The 16,598-nt window shown below is 34.7% G+C and carries 19 protein-coding genes; 15 read left to right on the top strand and 4 right to left on the bottom strand.

Going from position 1 to position 16,598, the window contains the following annotated elements; genetic code table 11:
• Window positions 1-324: 324 nt before the first annotated feature.
• From rlmB to OZP08_RS00220, 4 genes are all read right to left on the bottom strand, one after another.
• On the bottom strand, window positions 325-1,059 hold the full coding sequence (gene rlmB / locus OZP08_RS00235) for a 23S rRNA (guanosine(2251)-2'-O)-methyltransferase RlmB (RefSeq protein ID WP_268847748.1): 735 nt from the start codon (window positions 1,057-1,059) through the stop codon (window positions 325-327).
• Window positions 1,060-1,142: 83 nt separating this feature from the next.
• The gene (locus OZP08_RS00230; RefSeq protein ID WP_281322703.1) at window positions 1,143-2,585 is read right to left on the bottom strand and encodes a SusD/RagB family nutrient-binding outer membrane lipoprotein; all 1,443 of its coding nucleotides are present in this window, start codon (window positions 2,583-2,585) and stop codon (window positions 1,143-1,145) included.
• Between the two features lie 5 nt (window positions 2,586-2,590).
• Window positions 2,591-5,839, bottom strand: a complete 3,249-nt coding sequence (locus OZP08_RS00225; protein ID WP_281322702.1) for a SusC/RagA family TonB-linked outer membrane protein — start codon at window positions 5,837-5,839, stop codon at window positions 2,591-2,593.
• An 84-nt stretch (window positions 5,840-5,923) separates the two neighbouring features.
• The gene (locus OZP08_RS00220; protein ID WP_281322701.1) at window positions 5,924-7,630 is read right to left on the bottom strand and encodes a BamA/TamA family outer membrane protein; all 1,707 of its coding nucleotides are present in this window, start codon (window positions 7,628-7,630) and stop codon (window positions 5,924-5,926) included.
• A 248-nt stretch (window positions 7,631-7,878) separates the two neighbouring features.
• Here OZP08_RS00220 and rpsL point away from each other — a divergent pair, with 248 nt between their 5' ends.
• The 15 genes from rpsL to rplN all read left to right on the top strand — a co-directional run bounded on the left by rpsL (window position 7,879) and on the right by rplN (window position 16,591).
• The gene (gene rpsL / locus OZP08_RS00215; protein WP_007136570.1) at window positions 7,879-8,262 is read left to right on the top strand and encodes a 30S ribosomal protein S12; all 384 of its coding nucleotides are present in this window, start codon (window positions 7,879-7,881) and stop codon (window positions 8,260-8,262) included.
• A 73-nt stretch (window positions 8,263-8,335) separates the two neighbouring features.
• Window positions 8,336-8,812 (top strand): 30S ribosomal protein S7, encoded by a 477-nt coding sequence (rpsG, locus tag OZP08_RS00210; protein WP_056200545.1) that lies wholly within the window; start codon window positions 8,336-8,338, stop codon window positions 8,810-8,812.
• A gap of 11 nt (window positions 8,813-8,823) precedes the next feature.
• Complete coding sequence (gene fusA / locus OZP08_RS00205; protein WP_281322700.1) at window positions 8,824-10,980, top strand: elongation factor G; 2,157 nt, start codon at window positions 8,824-8,826, stop codon at window positions 10,978-10,980.
• A gap of 11 nt (window positions 10,981-10,991) precedes the next feature.
• Window positions 10,992-11,297, top strand: a complete 306-nt coding sequence (gene rpsJ, locus OZP08_RS00200; RefSeq protein ID WP_007803605.1) for a 30S ribosomal protein S10 — start codon at window positions 10,992-10,994, stop codon at window positions 11,295-11,297.
• 154 nt (window positions 11,298-11,451) lie between these two features.
• Window positions 11,452-12,069, top strand: coding sequence for a 50S ribosomal protein L3 (gene rplC / locus OZP08_RS00195; RefSeq protein WP_268847743.1), 618 nt, complete (start codon window positions 11,452-11,454; stop codon window positions 12,067-12,069).
• Entirely contained in the window at window positions 12,069-12,698 is a 630-nt protein-coding gene (gene rplD, locus OZP08_RS00190) for a 50S ribosomal protein L4 (protein ID WP_268847742.1), read from the top strand. Before rplC ends, rplD begins: the two co-directional genes overlap by 1 nt.
• A gap of 6 nt (window positions 12,699-12,704) precedes the next feature.
• Complete coding sequence (gene rplW / locus OZP08_RS00185; protein WP_115813673.1) at window positions 12,705-12,995, top strand: 50S ribosomal protein L23; 291 nt, start codon at window positions 12,705-12,707, stop codon at window positions 12,993-12,995.
• 9 nt (window positions 12,996-13,004) lie between these two features.
• Window positions 13,005-13,829 (top strand): 50S ribosomal protein L2, encoded by an 825-nt coding sequence (gene rplB, locus OZP08_RS00180; RefSeq protein ID WP_281322699.1) that lies wholly within the window; start codon window positions 13,005-13,007, stop codon window positions 13,827-13,829.
• Between the two features lie 6 nt (window positions 13,830-13,835).
• Complete coding sequence (gene rpsS, locus OZP08_RS00175; RefSeq protein ID WP_035637298.1) at window positions 13,836-14,114, top strand: 30S ribosomal protein S19; 279 nt, start codon at window positions 13,836-13,838, stop codon at window positions 14,112-14,114.
• A gap of 6 nt (window positions 14,115-14,120) precedes the next feature.
• Window positions 14,121-14,534, top strand: coding sequence for a 50S ribosomal protein L22 (gene rplV / locus OZP08_RS00170; RefSeq protein WP_268847741.1), 414 nt, complete (start codon window positions 14,121-14,123; stop codon window positions 14,532-14,534).
• Window positions 14,535-14,539: 5 nt separating this feature from the next.
• Window positions 14,540-15,292, top strand: a complete 753-nt coding sequence (gene rpsC, locus OZP08_RS00165; RefSeq protein ID WP_268847740.1) for a 30S ribosomal protein S3 — start codon at window positions 14,540-14,542, stop codon at window positions 15,290-15,292.
• Window positions 15,293-15,311: 19 nt separating this feature from the next.
• Window positions 15,312-15,737, top strand: a complete 426-nt coding sequence (gene rplP / locus OZP08_RS00160) for a 50S ribosomal protein L16 (RefSeq protein ID WP_017495016.1) — start codon at window positions 15,312-15,314, stop codon at window positions 15,735-15,737.
• 13 nt (window positions 15,738-15,750) lie between these two features.
• Window positions 15,751-15,942 carry a 50S ribosomal protein L29 gene (gene rpmC / locus OZP08_RS00155; RefSeq protein WP_031456038.1) on the top strand — a complete coding sequence of 64 codons (192 nt, stop codon included), beginning with the start codon at window positions 15,751-15,753 and terminating at the stop codon, window positions 15,940-15,942.
• Between the two features lie 17 nt (window positions 15,943-15,959).
• Window positions 15,960-16,220: a 30S ribosomal protein S17 gene (gene rpsQ / locus OZP08_RS00150; protein WP_026706247.1), complete on the top strand. Its 261-nt coding sequence runs from the start codon at window positions 15,960-15,962 to the stop codon at window positions 16,218-16,220.
• 2 nt (window positions 16,221-16,222) lie between these two features.
• A complete protein-coding gene (rplN, locus tag OZP08_RS00145; RefSeq protein ID WP_007803649.1) occupies window positions 16,223-16,591 on the top strand; it encodes a 50S ribosomal protein L14 in 369 nt (122 codons plus the stop codon).
• Window positions 16,592-16,598 lie beyond the last annotated feature (7 nt).

The raw sequence follows: 16,598 nt of genomic DNA, 5'->3' as shown, positions 1-16,598 counted from the left end.
AAGATGACCTATAATAGATGATTTTTTTCCAAAATTTTTTAGTTGCGAAGAATTTATTTGAATAGGCTAAATTTCGATAGAAGAATGTAATTTTTATTTTGAAATGTTTGTTTTTTGATCCCTAAGCAGAAGGTTAGGGTTTGTTAATTAATATATGATGGATTAGATGTAGGTATATTAGTTTGCGAATCTTAGGTGTTTTTATTGCTTGTAAAAAAAAATGAATCAAAACCGAGGTCTTGATTCATTTCTGTTTTTATTTAAAGAATGTGATTTGAATTGTAATTCTGAAAAAGATTTTGTGATTACACTTCTTTATTTTCTTTATCTTCTTTGTCTAACTGCTTCGTATAAAAAAGCGCCACAAGCTACAGAAACATTTAATGATCCTATTGATCCAAACATAGGTAGTTTTGCTTTTTCATCTACTATTTTTAGTACTGATGGGTTTACCCCGCGATCTTCAGATCCCATAATGATAGCTACTGGATCCTTCAAAGTAATATCATAAATATTTTGATCTGTTTTTTCTGTTGCGGCAACAGTTTTTATACCACTTGCTTGTAAAAGAAAGATAGCATCTTTGATGTGTTCCACTTTGCAAATAGGAATGTTAAATACTGCACCTGCCGAAGTTTTTACTGTGTCACCATTTACTGGTGCAGAACCTGCTTTTTGAATTATAATTCCATTGACACCGGTACATTCAGCTGTTCGGATAATTGCGCCAAAATTTCTAGCATCAGAAATTTGATCTAAAATTAAAAACAACGGTTTTTTGCCGTTTTCAATTACAGTTTCTATCAAGGTTTCTAAATCGTAAAACGAAATAGGAGAGACGGTAGCTACGGCTCCTTGATGGTTATTTGGTGTAAGTCTGTTTAGTTTTTCTATGGGAACATATGAAAAATTGATATTGCCACGTTTCATCACTTTCATTAAGTCCTTCATTAGTTCGCTTCCTGCGTCTTTTTGAATATAAACTTTATCTACTGTCGCACCAGCTTGTATAGCTTCAATTATTGCTCTAATCCCAAATATTTGATGTTCTTTTTCCATGTGGCAAATATAGATATTATGTTTTTATAAAAAAAGCCACTCTAAATGAATAGAGTGGCTTTAGAGCTACTTTGTAGTATAAATTAGAATTTATCCCAGAAAAGTTTTGTTGTTAGTAAATCTCCACCGATTGCTGTTGATGCAGCTTTCCAGTTTGAGTTATTAACTTGTTGTTCAAGAACAGGGTATGTCATTCTTACTGGAACTTTACCGCCCGCATTACTAATTGCAGTTGGAGGAGCCAATAATACTGGATAGTCTAATCTTCTCCAAAAAGTCCAAGAAGTTATACCTTGATTAAACATAGCTACCCAAGCTTGTTCTCCAATTGATTTTTTCCAATTAATTGCGTCATATGGGTGTGTTGCAAGATATGTTGTAGCGTCTGCTGCTGTACCGCCCCATTCTTGGATAGAAGTAGTAACAGCATTATCATAAGATGCTGGTGCAGATGCTGTATTCCAACGTGCATCAGCTTCAGCTAAATAAAAAGCAACCTCAGTATAGTTTAATATAACTCCAGGAGTAGTAGGAGTGTAAGCAAATGAAGCTATGTGAGAAAAAAGCCTAAAGCTTCCTGGCTGACCAATTACTTGACCTTTATATACTCCGCCAACTTTAGTGTAATACTTACCAATTCTTGGGTCACTAGATGCATTCATGGCGTCAACTAATGTTTTTCCTCCAATAAAATCATTTCTTGTAGATAAATTTTCATACAAAGGGTTGAAATTTGGTGATTCTTCACGGTAGTTGAATTGGCAATTGTCAGCAGGAGAGGTCATTACACCAGCTGCTATTGCAGAAGTAACTGTTGATTGTGCTAAAGCAGGGTGTGAATCCGCTATTGTAATTCCAAGCTTTAATTTTATAGAGTTTGCGAATACAATCCATTTTGAGATATCACCACTATAGAATTTATCACCTTCGTCAAAACTAGGGAAGCCAGTTGCGTCAACATCTAGGTTTGCTACATCAGCATCAATTCTCTTGATTAAATCTTGATAAATAGTAGCTGCATCATCATATGCTGGTAATGGATAAGCAACAAGATTGGCTCCTTGAGTATATGGTACGTTACCGAATGTATCTACCAACATTTGATATGTATAGACTTGCATGATGTCTATAATAGCCAACTGATTTTTCTTATTTGTTGGCCACCCTTCAGCTTCAGTTACAGTAGGTACGTACTTATTAATTATCTCTTTAGCCTTACCTAAGTTGTTTAGCACATTTACATAATTGTCTCTATAAATCTGATTAGAAACATTTCTATTAGTAAAGTCATAATTGCTTTCGTTTACATAGATAGTTTCTTGCCAATACTGCATCGTCAACCTAAAGTTATTTTCATTTACATTAGGTGTGTTAAGGTAATCACTTAATTCTTTTTGAGAGTAATTAATAAGTGATCCAGGAGCGGTAGTATAGGCACTATTTGGATCCGTGTTTATATCTTCACTAACACAGGCCGTCATGGAGAGACCAATTGTTAGGATTGTTATGATTTTGTTTATTTTCATTTTTTTTAGAAATTAAGTTTGACGTTAAAAGAAATATTTCTTGCAGTCGGCATAGGACCTGATTGGTATCCTTGAGTGTTACCAGAAGATAACCCTGCTTCTGGGTCAGAATAAGGTAGACTTTTGTCAATTATCCATAGGTTGTTTCCTATTACGCTAAATGAAGCTCCTTTTATTGAGGTTCCTAATAAGCTAGTTGGGAAATTATAAGTTATAGCTACTTCTCTTAATTTTACAAATCCAGCATCATAAACAAATTCTGCAGCAGGAGGGTCTGTTCCTAAAACTTGGCTTGAACGAGATTTGTTTAATCTAGTTGTGTTAGTTATGTATTGAGGTTGTCCATTTGCAGGTGTGTATGCAGGGTTTGCCATTACACCATCTAAAATAACACCACCACCGTTTGCTATAGTGTTTCTTATAGGATTTCCTAAGTCATTATTTCCAACTGAATTTTCATATATACCTGTTCCGTATCCGTAGTATTGATCAAGTGAAAATACACTTCCACCTTTCTTCATATCTAATAAGAAGCTTAAAGATACGTTTTTATAAGTGAATTTATTGTTTAATCCACCTGTCCAATCTGCTTGATATGATCCTAACTCATTGTCAGTAGTAGTTGATACTAAATAGGCACCATTTGACCCGATAACTTTATTACCTGAAGCATCACGTACAAACGTTGTTCCCCAGATTGTACCGTAATCTCTATTAAGAGGAGCATTAATACTAATACCACCCTGAAGTGAGTTAATATTTATGTTTTCAATACCTGGAGCTAATTCAGTTACTTTAGTATTAGGATTAGACCAGTTTACATTAATGTCCCAAGAGAAATTAGCAGTTTTAACAGGAGTTAAATTCAATGTAACTTCAAATCCTTTTGTAGTTAATGTACCTGCATTGATATTATTGAATGATGATCCTGTAGCTGTTGATACTGGTAATGGTAAAATTTGATCAAATGCTTTGTTTTGGAACCAAGCTACATCAAATCCAATTCTGTTATTTGCAAATTGCATGTTAGCACCCAACTCGACATTGTCTAATCGTTGTGGTTTTAAATTTGAATTTTTTGCTGTAGTGTTGTAAGAATAAACAGGTGTGCCAAAAGGTGTTTGGGCGTTATAAGTGTTTTGTAATAAGTTTGCCTGAGTATCAGAACCTACTTGAGCATAAGCTGCTCTGAATTTACCAAAATTGATGAACTCAACATCTTTCAACCAATTCGAGAAAACAACACTTCCAGATATTGCAGAATACCAGTATGCGTTATTGTTTTCTGGTAATGCAGATGACTCATCTCTTCTTACCGATCCTTCAAGATAATAAGTTCCTTTGTATCCTAAAGTTGCTTGTGCAAATGTACCAAAAACTTCTTTTCTTGTACTCACTGTTCTAGGTAGGGTAGGTGCAGATTTTGAATTTGATATTGTGTATAATCCAGGAATGTATAATCCTCCTGATGTTGTTTGTTGCTCGGTAAAGTTGCTCTGTACGTTGAAGTTGGTTCCTAATATAAAATTAAGATTTAAGTCTTCAGCTAGATCTTTTTTGTATGTTGCCAAGAAGTCATAATTTTGTTCGCTAAAATTATAAATGTCTAAAGCATAACCTGAAGGTTGAGGAGGTTGATTTGCAAGGTTAGGATTTGATCCGATTGCATTAGGATAAGAACCAACAGCTATTCTGCTTTCAGTTTTCATATCAAATCCATCTGTTCCAATTCTACCTGTTAAGTTGATGCTTTTAGTTACGTCATAACTAATACTTGCGCTACCAGCAAATCTCTTTCTGCTATCATTGTTGTAATTTTGATATCTTTGGAAATATGGATTATCCCAAAAGGCAGGTGTTAAATCATCTGGACCATTTATGTTCCAAGTATAGTTTTGTTGCCCCATATTGTAATAAAGCTCTTGATCTTTGATATCTACGTTTGTAGGCCACCATTGTCTGAAACCAGCAAGCTGATTCCCGCCGTATCCTGTTGAGTTTCTGTTTCTTGTGTTTTGTGAAACATAAGTTGCATTGAATGTTGAGCTTAACTTATCATTGAACTTATAAGAAGCTGTAGCATTAAAGTTGTTTTTGCTTAACAAAGAATTTGGTAATATGTCTGTGCTATTTGTATTAGCATAAGTTAATCTGTAAGTAGCTTTGTCTGAACCTCCACTTAAAGCAATGTTATTTACAGTTGATGTACCTGTTTTGAAAAACTCAATAGGGCCATTTTTAGCAGCTACCCATGGAGTTTTTTTACCAAAATTAGCTGAACCAGGAATAAAAGCATCATATTGCCAAACATCCTCGCCTGTGTATTTAGGTCCATAAGATGCGTCATCACCAGTTGAAGCCATTTTAGATCCTTGATAATCTCCCCAGCTAGCCTCTCCAACATATCCTTCTCCATATTCAGATTGGTATTTAGGGAATGTTTCTTTGTCAATAGTTGACATAGTGTAAGAAGAAGAAAATTCTACAGATAAATCATTTCTTGCTTTTCCTTTTTTGGTTGTAATGATGATTGCACCATTTTGTGCTCTTGATCCATAAAGAGCTGTTGCTGCAGCACCTTTCAATACGTTAATTTCTGCAATGTTATTTGGGTTGATATCTGATGCAGCATTTCCGTAGTCATAACCACCTCTACCACTTTTTTGATCAGCACTATTCACGTTACTGTTCAAAATAGGCACTCCATCAACTACAAACATAGCTTGGTTATCTCCCAAAAGTGATTTAAAACCTCTAAGAACTACGTTTGTAGATCCTCCAAAGTTTGTACCTTGAGTTACACTAAGACCAGCAACTTTTCCTGATAAGTTATTTACGAAATTTCCAGTAGGAACGGTACTTACTTGTTCTGCTGTTACTTGTTGTGCAGAGTAACCAAGAGCTTTTTTCTCTCTTTTGATACCTAAAGCAGTTGTTACAACTACACTTTCTAATTGTGTTGCATCACTTGAAAGTTTTGCATTTACTGTTGCAGAGCTTGCGCTTTTTTCTGTAGATTTCATACCTACATAACTAAACACCAAAATGTCACTTGGTGCTGCTTTAATGGTATACTTACCATCAAAATCTGATTGAGTTCCATTCTTTGTTCCTTTAATCAAGACACTTACACCTGGTAAAGGCATTCCTGCGTTGTCGGAAACAATTCCTGAAACAGATCTCTCTTGCGCAAAAGTAAGTTGCGCCACAAGTACTACTAGGAGTACTAAGAATCCATTGAACTTTAGTTTCATTTTTAATTATTTTGAATTAGTTGGACAAAAATCATAATAATTTGTTAACTTTCCTAATAATAAAAACTATTTTTTTGACTTAAGCTAAAATTTAACATTATAACTAATATTTGCGAATGTGTTATAAAATTTTATTTCTTGACTTCCAGTACTACCGTTGGCTAGCGCAAGTTTTAATATGCCTTTTTTGGTGTTGACAGCTATTCCTATTCCTATGCCTAATAATTTATTGATTTTGTTTTTGTTTAATATAGCAGATTGATCTTGATAATAGCCATAGTCTAGTATGGAATTTATTTGGAAATTCGGAGAGATTAGATAGCGAAATTCTGTTGTTATTGCCGTCATGAAATTTGCTTGTAAGCTATTTTCAGAAAATCCTCTTACTGAGTTTATGCCTCCAAAACGATATAGTTCATTTGTTAAATATGTTGTGCTTTTTAGGTAGTAATTTTGAATTTTTATATTCAGGTAATTTTTCTTACTAAAATAAAAATTGTTCATTATGTTAAAACTTGTTAAATATTGTTTCTGTGTTTTGGTGTTTATAGTCTCGTTGGTTGTTCTTTTTCCTGTGCCTAAGCTTAATGTTAAGTAGGATTTTATTGGGGATATTTCATTATTGTAATCGCTTTTGATGAATTCTATATTTGAAGTTAGAAATGAATTGTTATAGTCTTTTAGTCTTGAGTTGTTTGAGTTTTGTATGTCGCTAGATTCAGTTGATTGATATCCTATATAAATCCGTTTGTTGATTGTGATCAGATAGCCGAGATTGATTTCAGTTTTAGTATTCTGGTAAGTGCTGTCTTGTTTGAAAATATTTATATGTGCTTTAAGTCCGATTGGGCTGTTGAATAAATAGGGGAGGTCTATTTTTGCATTGAAAATTTTTTGTTCATTTCCGTCATTTTTCCAATATATGGATAATTGTTCTCCGCTTCTCAATGCATTTTGTAGAGTGACGTCTAAATAGCCATTTAATTTTGTTTTGTTGTTTTCTGTGTTGTTAAATCCTAAGAAGCCGTCAAATGTGTTGGTTTTTCTTTTTTCTAAATAGATGTAAACTTTTGTAGTGTCTTTGGTAAATAATATTTCAGGATATTTTATTTGAGTGATAAAGCTAAAGTTTTCAAAATCTTTATTTATTTCATTTACGGTTTCTTGGTTGAATGTTCTTTTTGTGTATTTTTTGTTGATTTGTTTTAGAATGCTTTTTGGGAATAAGTTTTTTTGATGCTCATCGGTGTATTTTATAACTATATCATTCAACTGTCTTTTGTTGCCTGTTGTAAGTTCTAGGTTTGCGGTTAGAATATTATCTTTTTTTTGAATATTTGTAAGTTTTAGTTTTGCAAAGGCATAGCCGTTTTTCTCTAATTTTTGAATGGTTAGTTTTAAAAAAGATTCTACTTGTGTATATGGAAGGATAAGGGAGTCTTTTGTTTCGTTAAAAATGTTTAGTGAGTTTAGGGTGTTTTTTTTACCTATATATATATGTATGGATTTTATCTTGTTTTTGAGATCGAATTTTGTTAAATAATTTGAGTCGTTTATTTTGATGGTTTCTATGATTTGGTTTTCGATAAATCCGTTTTGGGATAATTTTTTTGAGAACTGATTTATTTCTTCGCTTATTGATTTTGTATTTTGATGTTTAGGCGTGTAGCCTACAGAATCTATTATTTTAGTTTCCGTATTAGTGCTTCCTATTATTTTTAAATGAAAATCTTGAGACCATGAGATGGTGCTAAAAAGAAAAATGAGAATATGAAGGGTTTTGGTTTTCAATTTTTTGTTTTTTATTAAAAGTAATGCAAATATCTATTGTTTGGGATGAAAAACATTATGTAGAATAATTTTATTAGAAAATGAGTTGTGTGCTTTTTTAATTTGTATCTGCTATTTTGTTTAGAAGTAAATATTTACCTATTGTGAAAATTAATGAATTATGATTTGTAAAGTGAAAAATAATTTATACATTTGCAACCCCGTAAAAAGCGGGAATTTAATATAATAAGAAATTTTTAGTATTAATTATGCCAACAATTCAACAATTAGTAAGAACAGGAAGAACTCAGATAACTAAGAAGAGTAAATCGGTTGCTTTAGATTCTTGTCCTCAAAGAAGAGGGGTTTGTACGCGTGTTTACACTACAACGCCAAAAAAACCAAACTCTGCAATGCGTAAAGTAGCGCGTGTACGTTTGACAAATGGTAATGAAGTGAATGCTTACATCCCTGGAGAAGGACACAATTTACAAGAACACTCGATAGTATTAGTTAGGGGTGGAAGGGTAAAAGATTTGCCAGGAGTAAGATATCACATCGTTCGTGGTGCGCTTGATACGTCAGGAGTAGCAGGAAGAACGCAAAGAAGATCTAAGTACGGAGCAAAACGACCAAAAGAAGCAAAAAAGTAATTTAAAACGTTATTCTTGTAGAGTTGCGATTGATCGTGACTGTATAGGTGTGAAATTTTATTAAAAAAAAGACATGAGAAAAAGAGCGGCAAAGAAAAGACCACTTTTACCAGATCCAAGGTTTAATGATCAATTGGTAACACGTTTTGTGAACAACTTAATGTGGGATGGTAAGAAATCAACAGCTTTTAAAGTTTTTTATGATGCTATTGACATCATTGAGACTAAAAAGCAAGATTCAGAAAAAACTTCATTAGAAATCTGGAAAGATGCTTTAACAAATGTTATGCCTCACGTAGAAGTACGTAGTCGTAGAGTAGGTGGAGCTACATTCCAAATTCCAATGCAAATTAGACCGGACAGAAAAATATCTATGGCTATGAAATGGTTGATTCTTTATTCAAGAAGAAGAAACGAAAAATCTATGGCTCAAAGATTGGCTTCAGAATGTTTAGCTGCTGCTAAAGAAGAAGGAGCTGCTGTGAAGAAAAGAATGGATACTCACAAAATGGCAGAAGCTAATAAGGCTTTCTCTCACTTTAGATTTTAATTCTTAAAGAAATGGCTAGAGATCTTAAATATACAAGAAATATAGGAATTGCTGCTCACATTGATGCTGGTAAAACAACAACAACTGAGCGTATTTTATTCTATACTGGAAAATCACACAAAATTGGTGAAGTACACGATGGTGCTGCAACAATGGACTGGATGGCGCAAGAGCAAGAGAGAGGTATTACTATTACTTCTGCTGCTACAACTTGTGAATGGAATTTTCCAACTGTGCAAGGTAAACTTTTACCTGAATCAAAACCTTACCACTTTAACATTATCGATACTCCTGGTCACGTTGACTTTACGGTAGAGGTAAACCGTTCTTTACGTGTATTGGATGGATTGGTGTTCTTATTTAGTGCTGTTGATGGTGTTGAGCCTCAATCAGAAACAAACTGGAGATTAGCTGATCAATACCGTGTGCCACGTATGGGATTCGTTAATAAAATGGATAGACAAGGTTCTAACTTTTTGAATGTATGTCAACAAGTTAGGGATATGTTGAAATCAAATGCAGTTGCAATCACTTTGCCAATTGGTGAAGAAAATGATTTCAAAGGTGTGGTTGATTTGGTTAAAAATCAAGCAATTGTTTGGCATGATGCTACTCAAGGTGCTACTTTCGATATTATCGATATCCCTGCGGATATGGTTGATGAAGTGAAAGAATACAGATCGATTCTTATTGAGGCAGTTGCTGATTATGATGAGAATTTGTTAGAAAAATTCATGGAAGATGAAAGCTCAATTACTGAGGAAGAAATCAATACGGCTTTAAGAGCTGCTACTATGGATATGGCGATCATTCCTATGATTGCTGGTTCTTCTTTCAAAAACAAAGGTGTTCAATTTATGTTGGATGCAGTATGTAAATACTTGCCATCTCCTTTGGATAAAGAAGGTATTTCTGGAATTCATCCAGATGATGCTGAATTATTAGAAGAGGATCAAACTCAAATTTTGCGTAGACCAGATGTAAAAGAGCCATTCGCTGCTTTGGCATTTAAGATTGCTACAGATCCATTCGTTGGTCGTTTGGCTTTTTTCCGTGCTTATTCAGGAAGACTTGATGCTGGTTCTTATGTATTGAATACTCGTTCTGGAAACAAAGAAAGAATTTCTCGTATCTACCAAATGCACGCTAACAAACAAAATCCAATCGAATATATTGAGGCTGGAGATATTGGAGCGGCTGTTGGATTTAAAGATATTAAAACTGGAGATACATTGTGTGATGAAAAACACCCGATCATTCTTGAGTCAATGAAATTCCCTGCACCAGTAATTGGTATTGCTATTGAGCCTAAAACTAAAGCTGATGTTGATAAAATGGGTATGGCTTTAGCTAAATTAGCTGAAGAAGATCCAACTTTTACAGTTAGAACAGATGAGGCTTCAGGGCAAACTATTATCTCAGGTATGGGTGAGCTTCACTTGGATATCTTGGTTGATCGTATGAAACGTGAATTCAAAGTTGAAGTAAACCAAGGTGAGCCTCAAGTTGAATACAAAGAAGCTTTTACAAAATCTGCTCAACACAGAGAAACTTACAAAAAACAATCTGGAGGTCGCGGTAAATTCGGTGATATCGTATTTAGAGTTGAGCCTGCTGATGAAGTGGATGGTAAAGTTCCGGTTGGATTGCAGTTTATTAATGAAGTGAAAGGTGGTAACGTTCCTAAAGAATATATTCCTTCTGTAGAAAAAGGTTTCAGAGAAGCTATGAAAACAGGGCCTTTGGCTGGTTATCAAGTAGATAGTTTGAAAGTTACTTTATTAGACGGATCTTTCCATCCAGTGGATTCTGATGCGCTTTCTTTTGAATTGGCAGCAAGAATGGGTTATAGAGAAGTTGCTAAGGCGGCAGGTGCTATTATTCTTGAGCCAATTATGAAAATGGAGGTTATTACACCAGAAGAAAACATGGGGGATATCGTAGGTGATATTAACCGTCGTAGAGGTCAAGTAAATGATATGGGTGATAGAAATGGTGCTAAAACAATTAAAGCTGATGTGCCATTGTCTGAAATGTTTGGATATGTAACAACTTTAAGAACTTTATCTTCAGGTCGTGCAACATCTACAATGGAATTTTCACACTACGCTGAAACACCTTCTAATATTTCAGAAGCAGTTATCAAAAAAGCAAAAGGAAACGCATAATCTTTAAGAAAATGAGTCAAAAAATCAGAATAAAATTGAAATCGTACGATCATATGTTGGTAGATAAGTCTGCTGAAAAGATTGTAAAAACAGTAAAAACTACAGGTGCTGTTGTGACTGGACCAATTCCGTTGCCAACTCACAAAAAACTTTTTACAGTATTGCGTTCTCCGCACGTAAACAAAAAGGCAAGAGAGCAATTTGAAGTAATGTCATATAAGAGATTAATTGATATTTATTCATCTTCATCTAAAACTATTGACGCTTTAATGAAGCTTGAATTGCCAAGTGGAGTTGAAGTAGAGATCAAAGTTTAAGTACTTTAAGAGTAAAACGGAACGCCGTTTTTAGGTAAAAAATATTTTTTTGGTTTGTGTGTAAATAAGTTATACATTTGCACCCACTTAAAAAATAGGATTTGCTTAAAAGCTGCGTTCTATATTTATATTTAATAATTAATAATTAATATTTATGTCTGGGTTAATTGGTAGAAAAATCGGCATGACTAGTATTTTTGACGAAAACGGGAAGAATATTCCTTGTACAGTAATCGAAGCTGGTCCATGCGTTGTTACCCAAGTCAGAACCAAAGGTGTTGACGGGTACGAAGCGTTGCAACTAGGTTTCGATGACAAAAACGAGAAACATTCCACAAAAGCGGCTTTAGGTCACTTTAAAAAAGCTGGAACTGTTGCTAAGAAAAAAGTCGTTGAATTCCAAGATTTTGCAACTGAACAAAAATTAGGAGATCTTATTGATGTGTCTATTTTTGCTGAAGGAGAATTTGTAGATGTACAAGGTGTTTCTAAAGGTAAAGGTTTTCAAGGAGTTGTAAAACGTCACGGTTTTGGTGGTGTTGGACAAGCGACTCATGGTCAACACAACCGTTTAAGAGCGCCAGGTTCTGTAGGAGCTTCTTCTTATCCATCTAGAGTATTCAAAGGAATGCGTATGGCTGGAAGAATGGGAGGAGATAATGTAAAAGTTCAAAACCTTAGAGTTTTAAAAGTAGTTGCTGAAAAGAACTTACTTGTTGTTAAAGGATGTATTCCTGGTTGCAAAAACTCTTATGTAATCATTCAGAAGTAATGGAAGTAAAAGTATTAGATTTCAACGGAAAAGATACTGGAAGAAAAGTTCAACTTTCTGATTCAGTATATGCAATTGAGCCAAATAATCATGCGGTATACCTTGATGTTAAGCAATATCTTGCTAATCAAAGACAAGGAACTCACAAAGCTAAAGAAAGAGCTGAAGTAGCAGGAAGTACTCGTAAGATTAAAAAGCAAAAAGGAACAGGTACTGCTCGTGCGGGTAGTGCAAAAAGCCCTTTGTTTAAAGGAGGTGGAACTGTTTTTGGACCAAGACCAAGAAGCTATTCATTCAAATTGAATAAAAACTTAAAGCGTCTTGCTAGAAAATCTGCTTTCTCAATTAAAGCAAAAGAGTCAAATATAATTGTACTTGAAGACTTTAATTTTGAAACGCCAAACACTAAAAATTTCATTAACGTTTTGAAAGCTTTAGAGTTAGAAAATAAAAAATCACTGTTTGTGTTGGGTGATACGAATAAAAATGTATATTTGTCCTCACGAAATTTAAAGGCGTCAAACGCTGTAAGTGCCAATGAATTAAGTACTTATGCTATTTTGAATGCTAATAATTTAGTGCTTTTGGAGAGTTCTTTGGAAGTAATTGAAGAAAATTTAAGTAAATAATAGGATATGAGCATCATAATTAAACCTATAGTAACGGAAAAAGTAACCAAAGAAAGTGAAGTTTTAAACCGCTTCGGATTCGTTGTTGACAGAAAAGCAAACAAAGTGCAAATTAAGAAAGCTGTTGAAGCTGCTTACGGAGTAAATGTTTTGAGTGTTAACACGATTAATGTAAGACCGGATAGAACTACAAAATACACTAAAAGTGGTTTAATCAGTGGAAAGACTAACGCAATTAAGAAAGCGATTGTTCAAGTACAAGAAGGAGAAACAATTGATTTTTACAACAATATCTAAGATAGAAAAATGTCAGTAAGAAAATTAAAACCTATTACCCCAGGTCAGCGATTTAGAGTTGTGAATGGTTATGACGCCATTACAACTGATAAGCCGGAACGCTCTTTGATAGCGCCGATAAAAAACTCTGGAGGTAGAAATAGTCAAGGAAAGATGACCATGCGTTATACGGGTGGTGGTCACAAGCAGAGATATCGTATTATTGATTTCAAACGTACAAAAGAAGGAATTCCAGCTACAGTGAAATCAATCGAGTATGATCCAAATCGTACTGCATTTATTGCTTTATTAGCTTATGCTGATGGAGAGAAAACTTATGTAATTGCTCAAAACGGATTGAAAGTTGGTCAGAAATTAGTTTCTGGTCCAGAATCTCAACCTGAAATTGGTAATACATTACCTTTAAGCAGAATTCCTTTGGGAACTGTTATATCTTGTATCGAATTGAGACCAGGACAAGGAGCTGTAATCGCTCGTTCTGCTGGAACATTTGCTCAATTAATGGCAAGAGATGGAAAATATGCAACAATTAAAATGCCTTCAGGTGAAACAAGATTGATCTTGTTGACTTGTTCAGCTACAATTGGAGCAGTTTCTAATTCAGACCACCAATTAGTTGTATCTGGTAAAGCAGGTAGAACAAGATGGTTAGGTAGAAGACCTAGAACAAGACCTGTTGCAATGAACCCTGTTGATCACCCAATGGGAGGTGGTGAAGGACGTTCTTCTGGTGGACATCCACGTTCAAGAAATGGAGTACCGGCTAAAGGTTATAGAACACGTTCTAAGAAAAACCCGAGTAATAAGTATATCGTAGAACGTAGAAAGAAATAATAAGATATGGCACGTTCATTAAAAAAAGGACCTTTCGTTCATTATAAGTTAGACAAGAAAGTTGCAGAAAACATCGCTGGTGGAAATAAAGGAGTGGTTAAGACATGGTCTAGAGCTTCTATGATTACTCCTGACTTCGTTGGGCAAACTATCGCAGTTCATAACGGTCGTCAATTTGTACCAGTTTACGTTACTGAAAACATGGTAGGTCACAAATTAGGAGAATTTTCACCAACTAGATCTTTTAGAGGTCATGCTGGAGCAAAAAATAAAGGTAAAAAATAAGAAGCAATGGGAGTTCGTAAAAGAGAAACAGCAGATGCAAGAAAAGAGGCTAACAAGTCATTGGCTTTTGCAAAGTTAAATAACTGCCCTACTTCACCTAGAAAAATGCGCTTAGTAGCAGATCTAGTAAGAGGTCAGAAGGTAGAAAGAGCACTTAACATATTAAGATTCAGTTCAAAAGAAGCTTCAAGAAAATTAGAAAAACTATTATTATCTGCTATCAATAACTGGGAGCAAAAAAATAGTGAAGGTAATCTTGAAGAAGCTGGATTATTTGTTAAAGAAATCCGCGTAGATGGTGGAATGATGTTGAAAAGACTTCGTCCAGCTCCACAAGGTCGCGCACATAGAATAAGAAAACGTTCTAATCACGTAACAATCGTGCTTGGAGCTATCAATAACACACAAAGCAATTCTTAAGCAGCATGGGACAAAAGACAAATCCAATTGGAAATAGACTTGGTATCATCAGAGGATGGGACTCAAACTGGTATGGTGGAAATGATTACGGTGATAAATTAGCCGAAGATCACAAAATCAGAAAGTATATCCACGCTCGTTTATCAAAAGCTAGTGTATCAAAAGTAATTATCGAGAGAACTTTGAAACTTGTAACCGTTACTATCACTACTGCTAGACCTGGTATTATTATTGGGAAAGGTGGACAAGAGGTAGACAAGTTGAAAGAAGAGCTTAAGAAAATTACTGACAAAGAGGTTCAAATTAACATTTTTGAAATTAAAAGACCTGAACTTGACGCGTATCTAGTTGCTACAAGCATCTGTCGTCAAATCGAAAGTAGAATTTCTTACAGACGTGCAATTAAAATGGCTATTGCTGCTTCTATGCGTATGAACGCTGAAGGTATCAAAGTTTTGATTTCTGGTCGTTTGAATGGTGCTGAGATGGCTCGTTCTGAAGGTTTCAAAGAAGGTAGAATTCCTCTATCAACTTTCAGAGCTGATATTGATTATGCACTTGCAGAGGCTCATACTACTTATGGTAGAATGGGAATTAAAGTGTGGATCATGAAAGGTGAAGTTTATGGAAAGAGAGATCTTTCTCCGCTTGCAGGAATGGATAAAAAACAACCTAGCAGTGGTAAAGGTGGAGATGCTCCTCGTGGCAAATCTAACTTTAATAAAGGTGGAAAACCAGACGCTCGTAAAAGAAAGTAAATTTTTAAATTAAAGAAAAATGTTACAGCCTAAAAGAACAAAATACCGTAAGGTACAAAAAGGTAAGATGAAAGGTAACTCTCAAAGAGGGCATGAACTTTCTAATGGAATGTTTGGTATTAAATCTGTACACGAAGATGGAATGTTCTTAACTTCACGTCAAATCGAAGCTGCGCGTATCGCTGCAACTCGTTACATGAAGAGAGAAGGACAACTATGGATTAAAATATTTCCAGACAAACCTATTACTAAGAAGCCTCTTGAGGTACGTATGGGTAAAGGTAAAGGAGCAGTTGAGTATTGGGCTGCTGTTGTTAAACCCGGAAGAATTATGTTTGAAGTTGGAGGAGTTCCTTTATCAGTTGCAAAAGAGGCATTGCGTCTTGCAGCTCAAAAGCTTCCAGTAAAAACTAAATTCGTAGTTGCTAGAGATTTCGAAGCATAATCTATATTATATTATGAAACAATCAGAAATAAAAGATCTTTCTGCAGCGGAGTTGCAAGAAAAACTTAGTCAAACAAAGAAGGTGTATGCTGACTTGAAAATGGCTCACGCGATTTCTCCAATTGAGAACCCACTTCAAATTAGAAGTGTAAGAAGAACAGTTGCAAGATTAGCTACAGAACTTACTAAAAGAGAGTTACAATAATTGTATTCTGCTGAAAGATGGAAGAAAAAAGAAATTTAAGAAAAGAAAGAATTGGGGTTGTTACTTCAAACAAAATGGATAAATCCATTGTAGTTGCTCAAGTAACAAAAGTAAAACACCCATTATATGGTAAGTTCGTATTGAAAACAAAGAAATTTGTTGCACATGACGAAACAAACGACTGTAACATTGGAGATACTGTAAGAATTAGCGAAACGCGTCCTTTGAGTAAATCAAAATGTTGGAGATTAGTTGAAATCCTAGAAAGAGCTAAATAATTATGGTACAACAAGAATCAAGACTAAAAGTAGCAGATAACACAGGAGCTAAAGAAGTTTTAACTATCCGTGTTTTAGGAGGTACCAAAAGAAGGTATGCCTCTGTTGGAGACAAGATTGTAGTATCTATAAAAGACGCAACACCTAACGGAAACGTTAAAAAAGGTGCTGTTTCAACTGCAGTTGTTGTACGTACCAAAAAAGAAGTGAGAAGAGCCGATGGTTCATACATTAGATTTGACGATAACGCTTGCGTATTGTTGAATGCTGCTGGTGAAATGAGAGGAACTCGTGTTTTTGGTCCGGTAGCAAGAGAACTTCGTGAAAAACAATTCATGAAAATTGTATCATTAGCACCAGAAGTGCTTTAATTCGTTT

The organism is Flavobacterium aestivum, from assembly GCF_026870175.2.
Taxonomy (GTDB): domain Bacteria; phylum Bacteroidota; class Bacteroidia; order Flavobacteriales; family Flavobacteriaceae; genus Flavobacterium; species Flavobacterium aestivum.
This window is presented reverse-complemented; position numbering and strand designations above follow the sequence as displayed.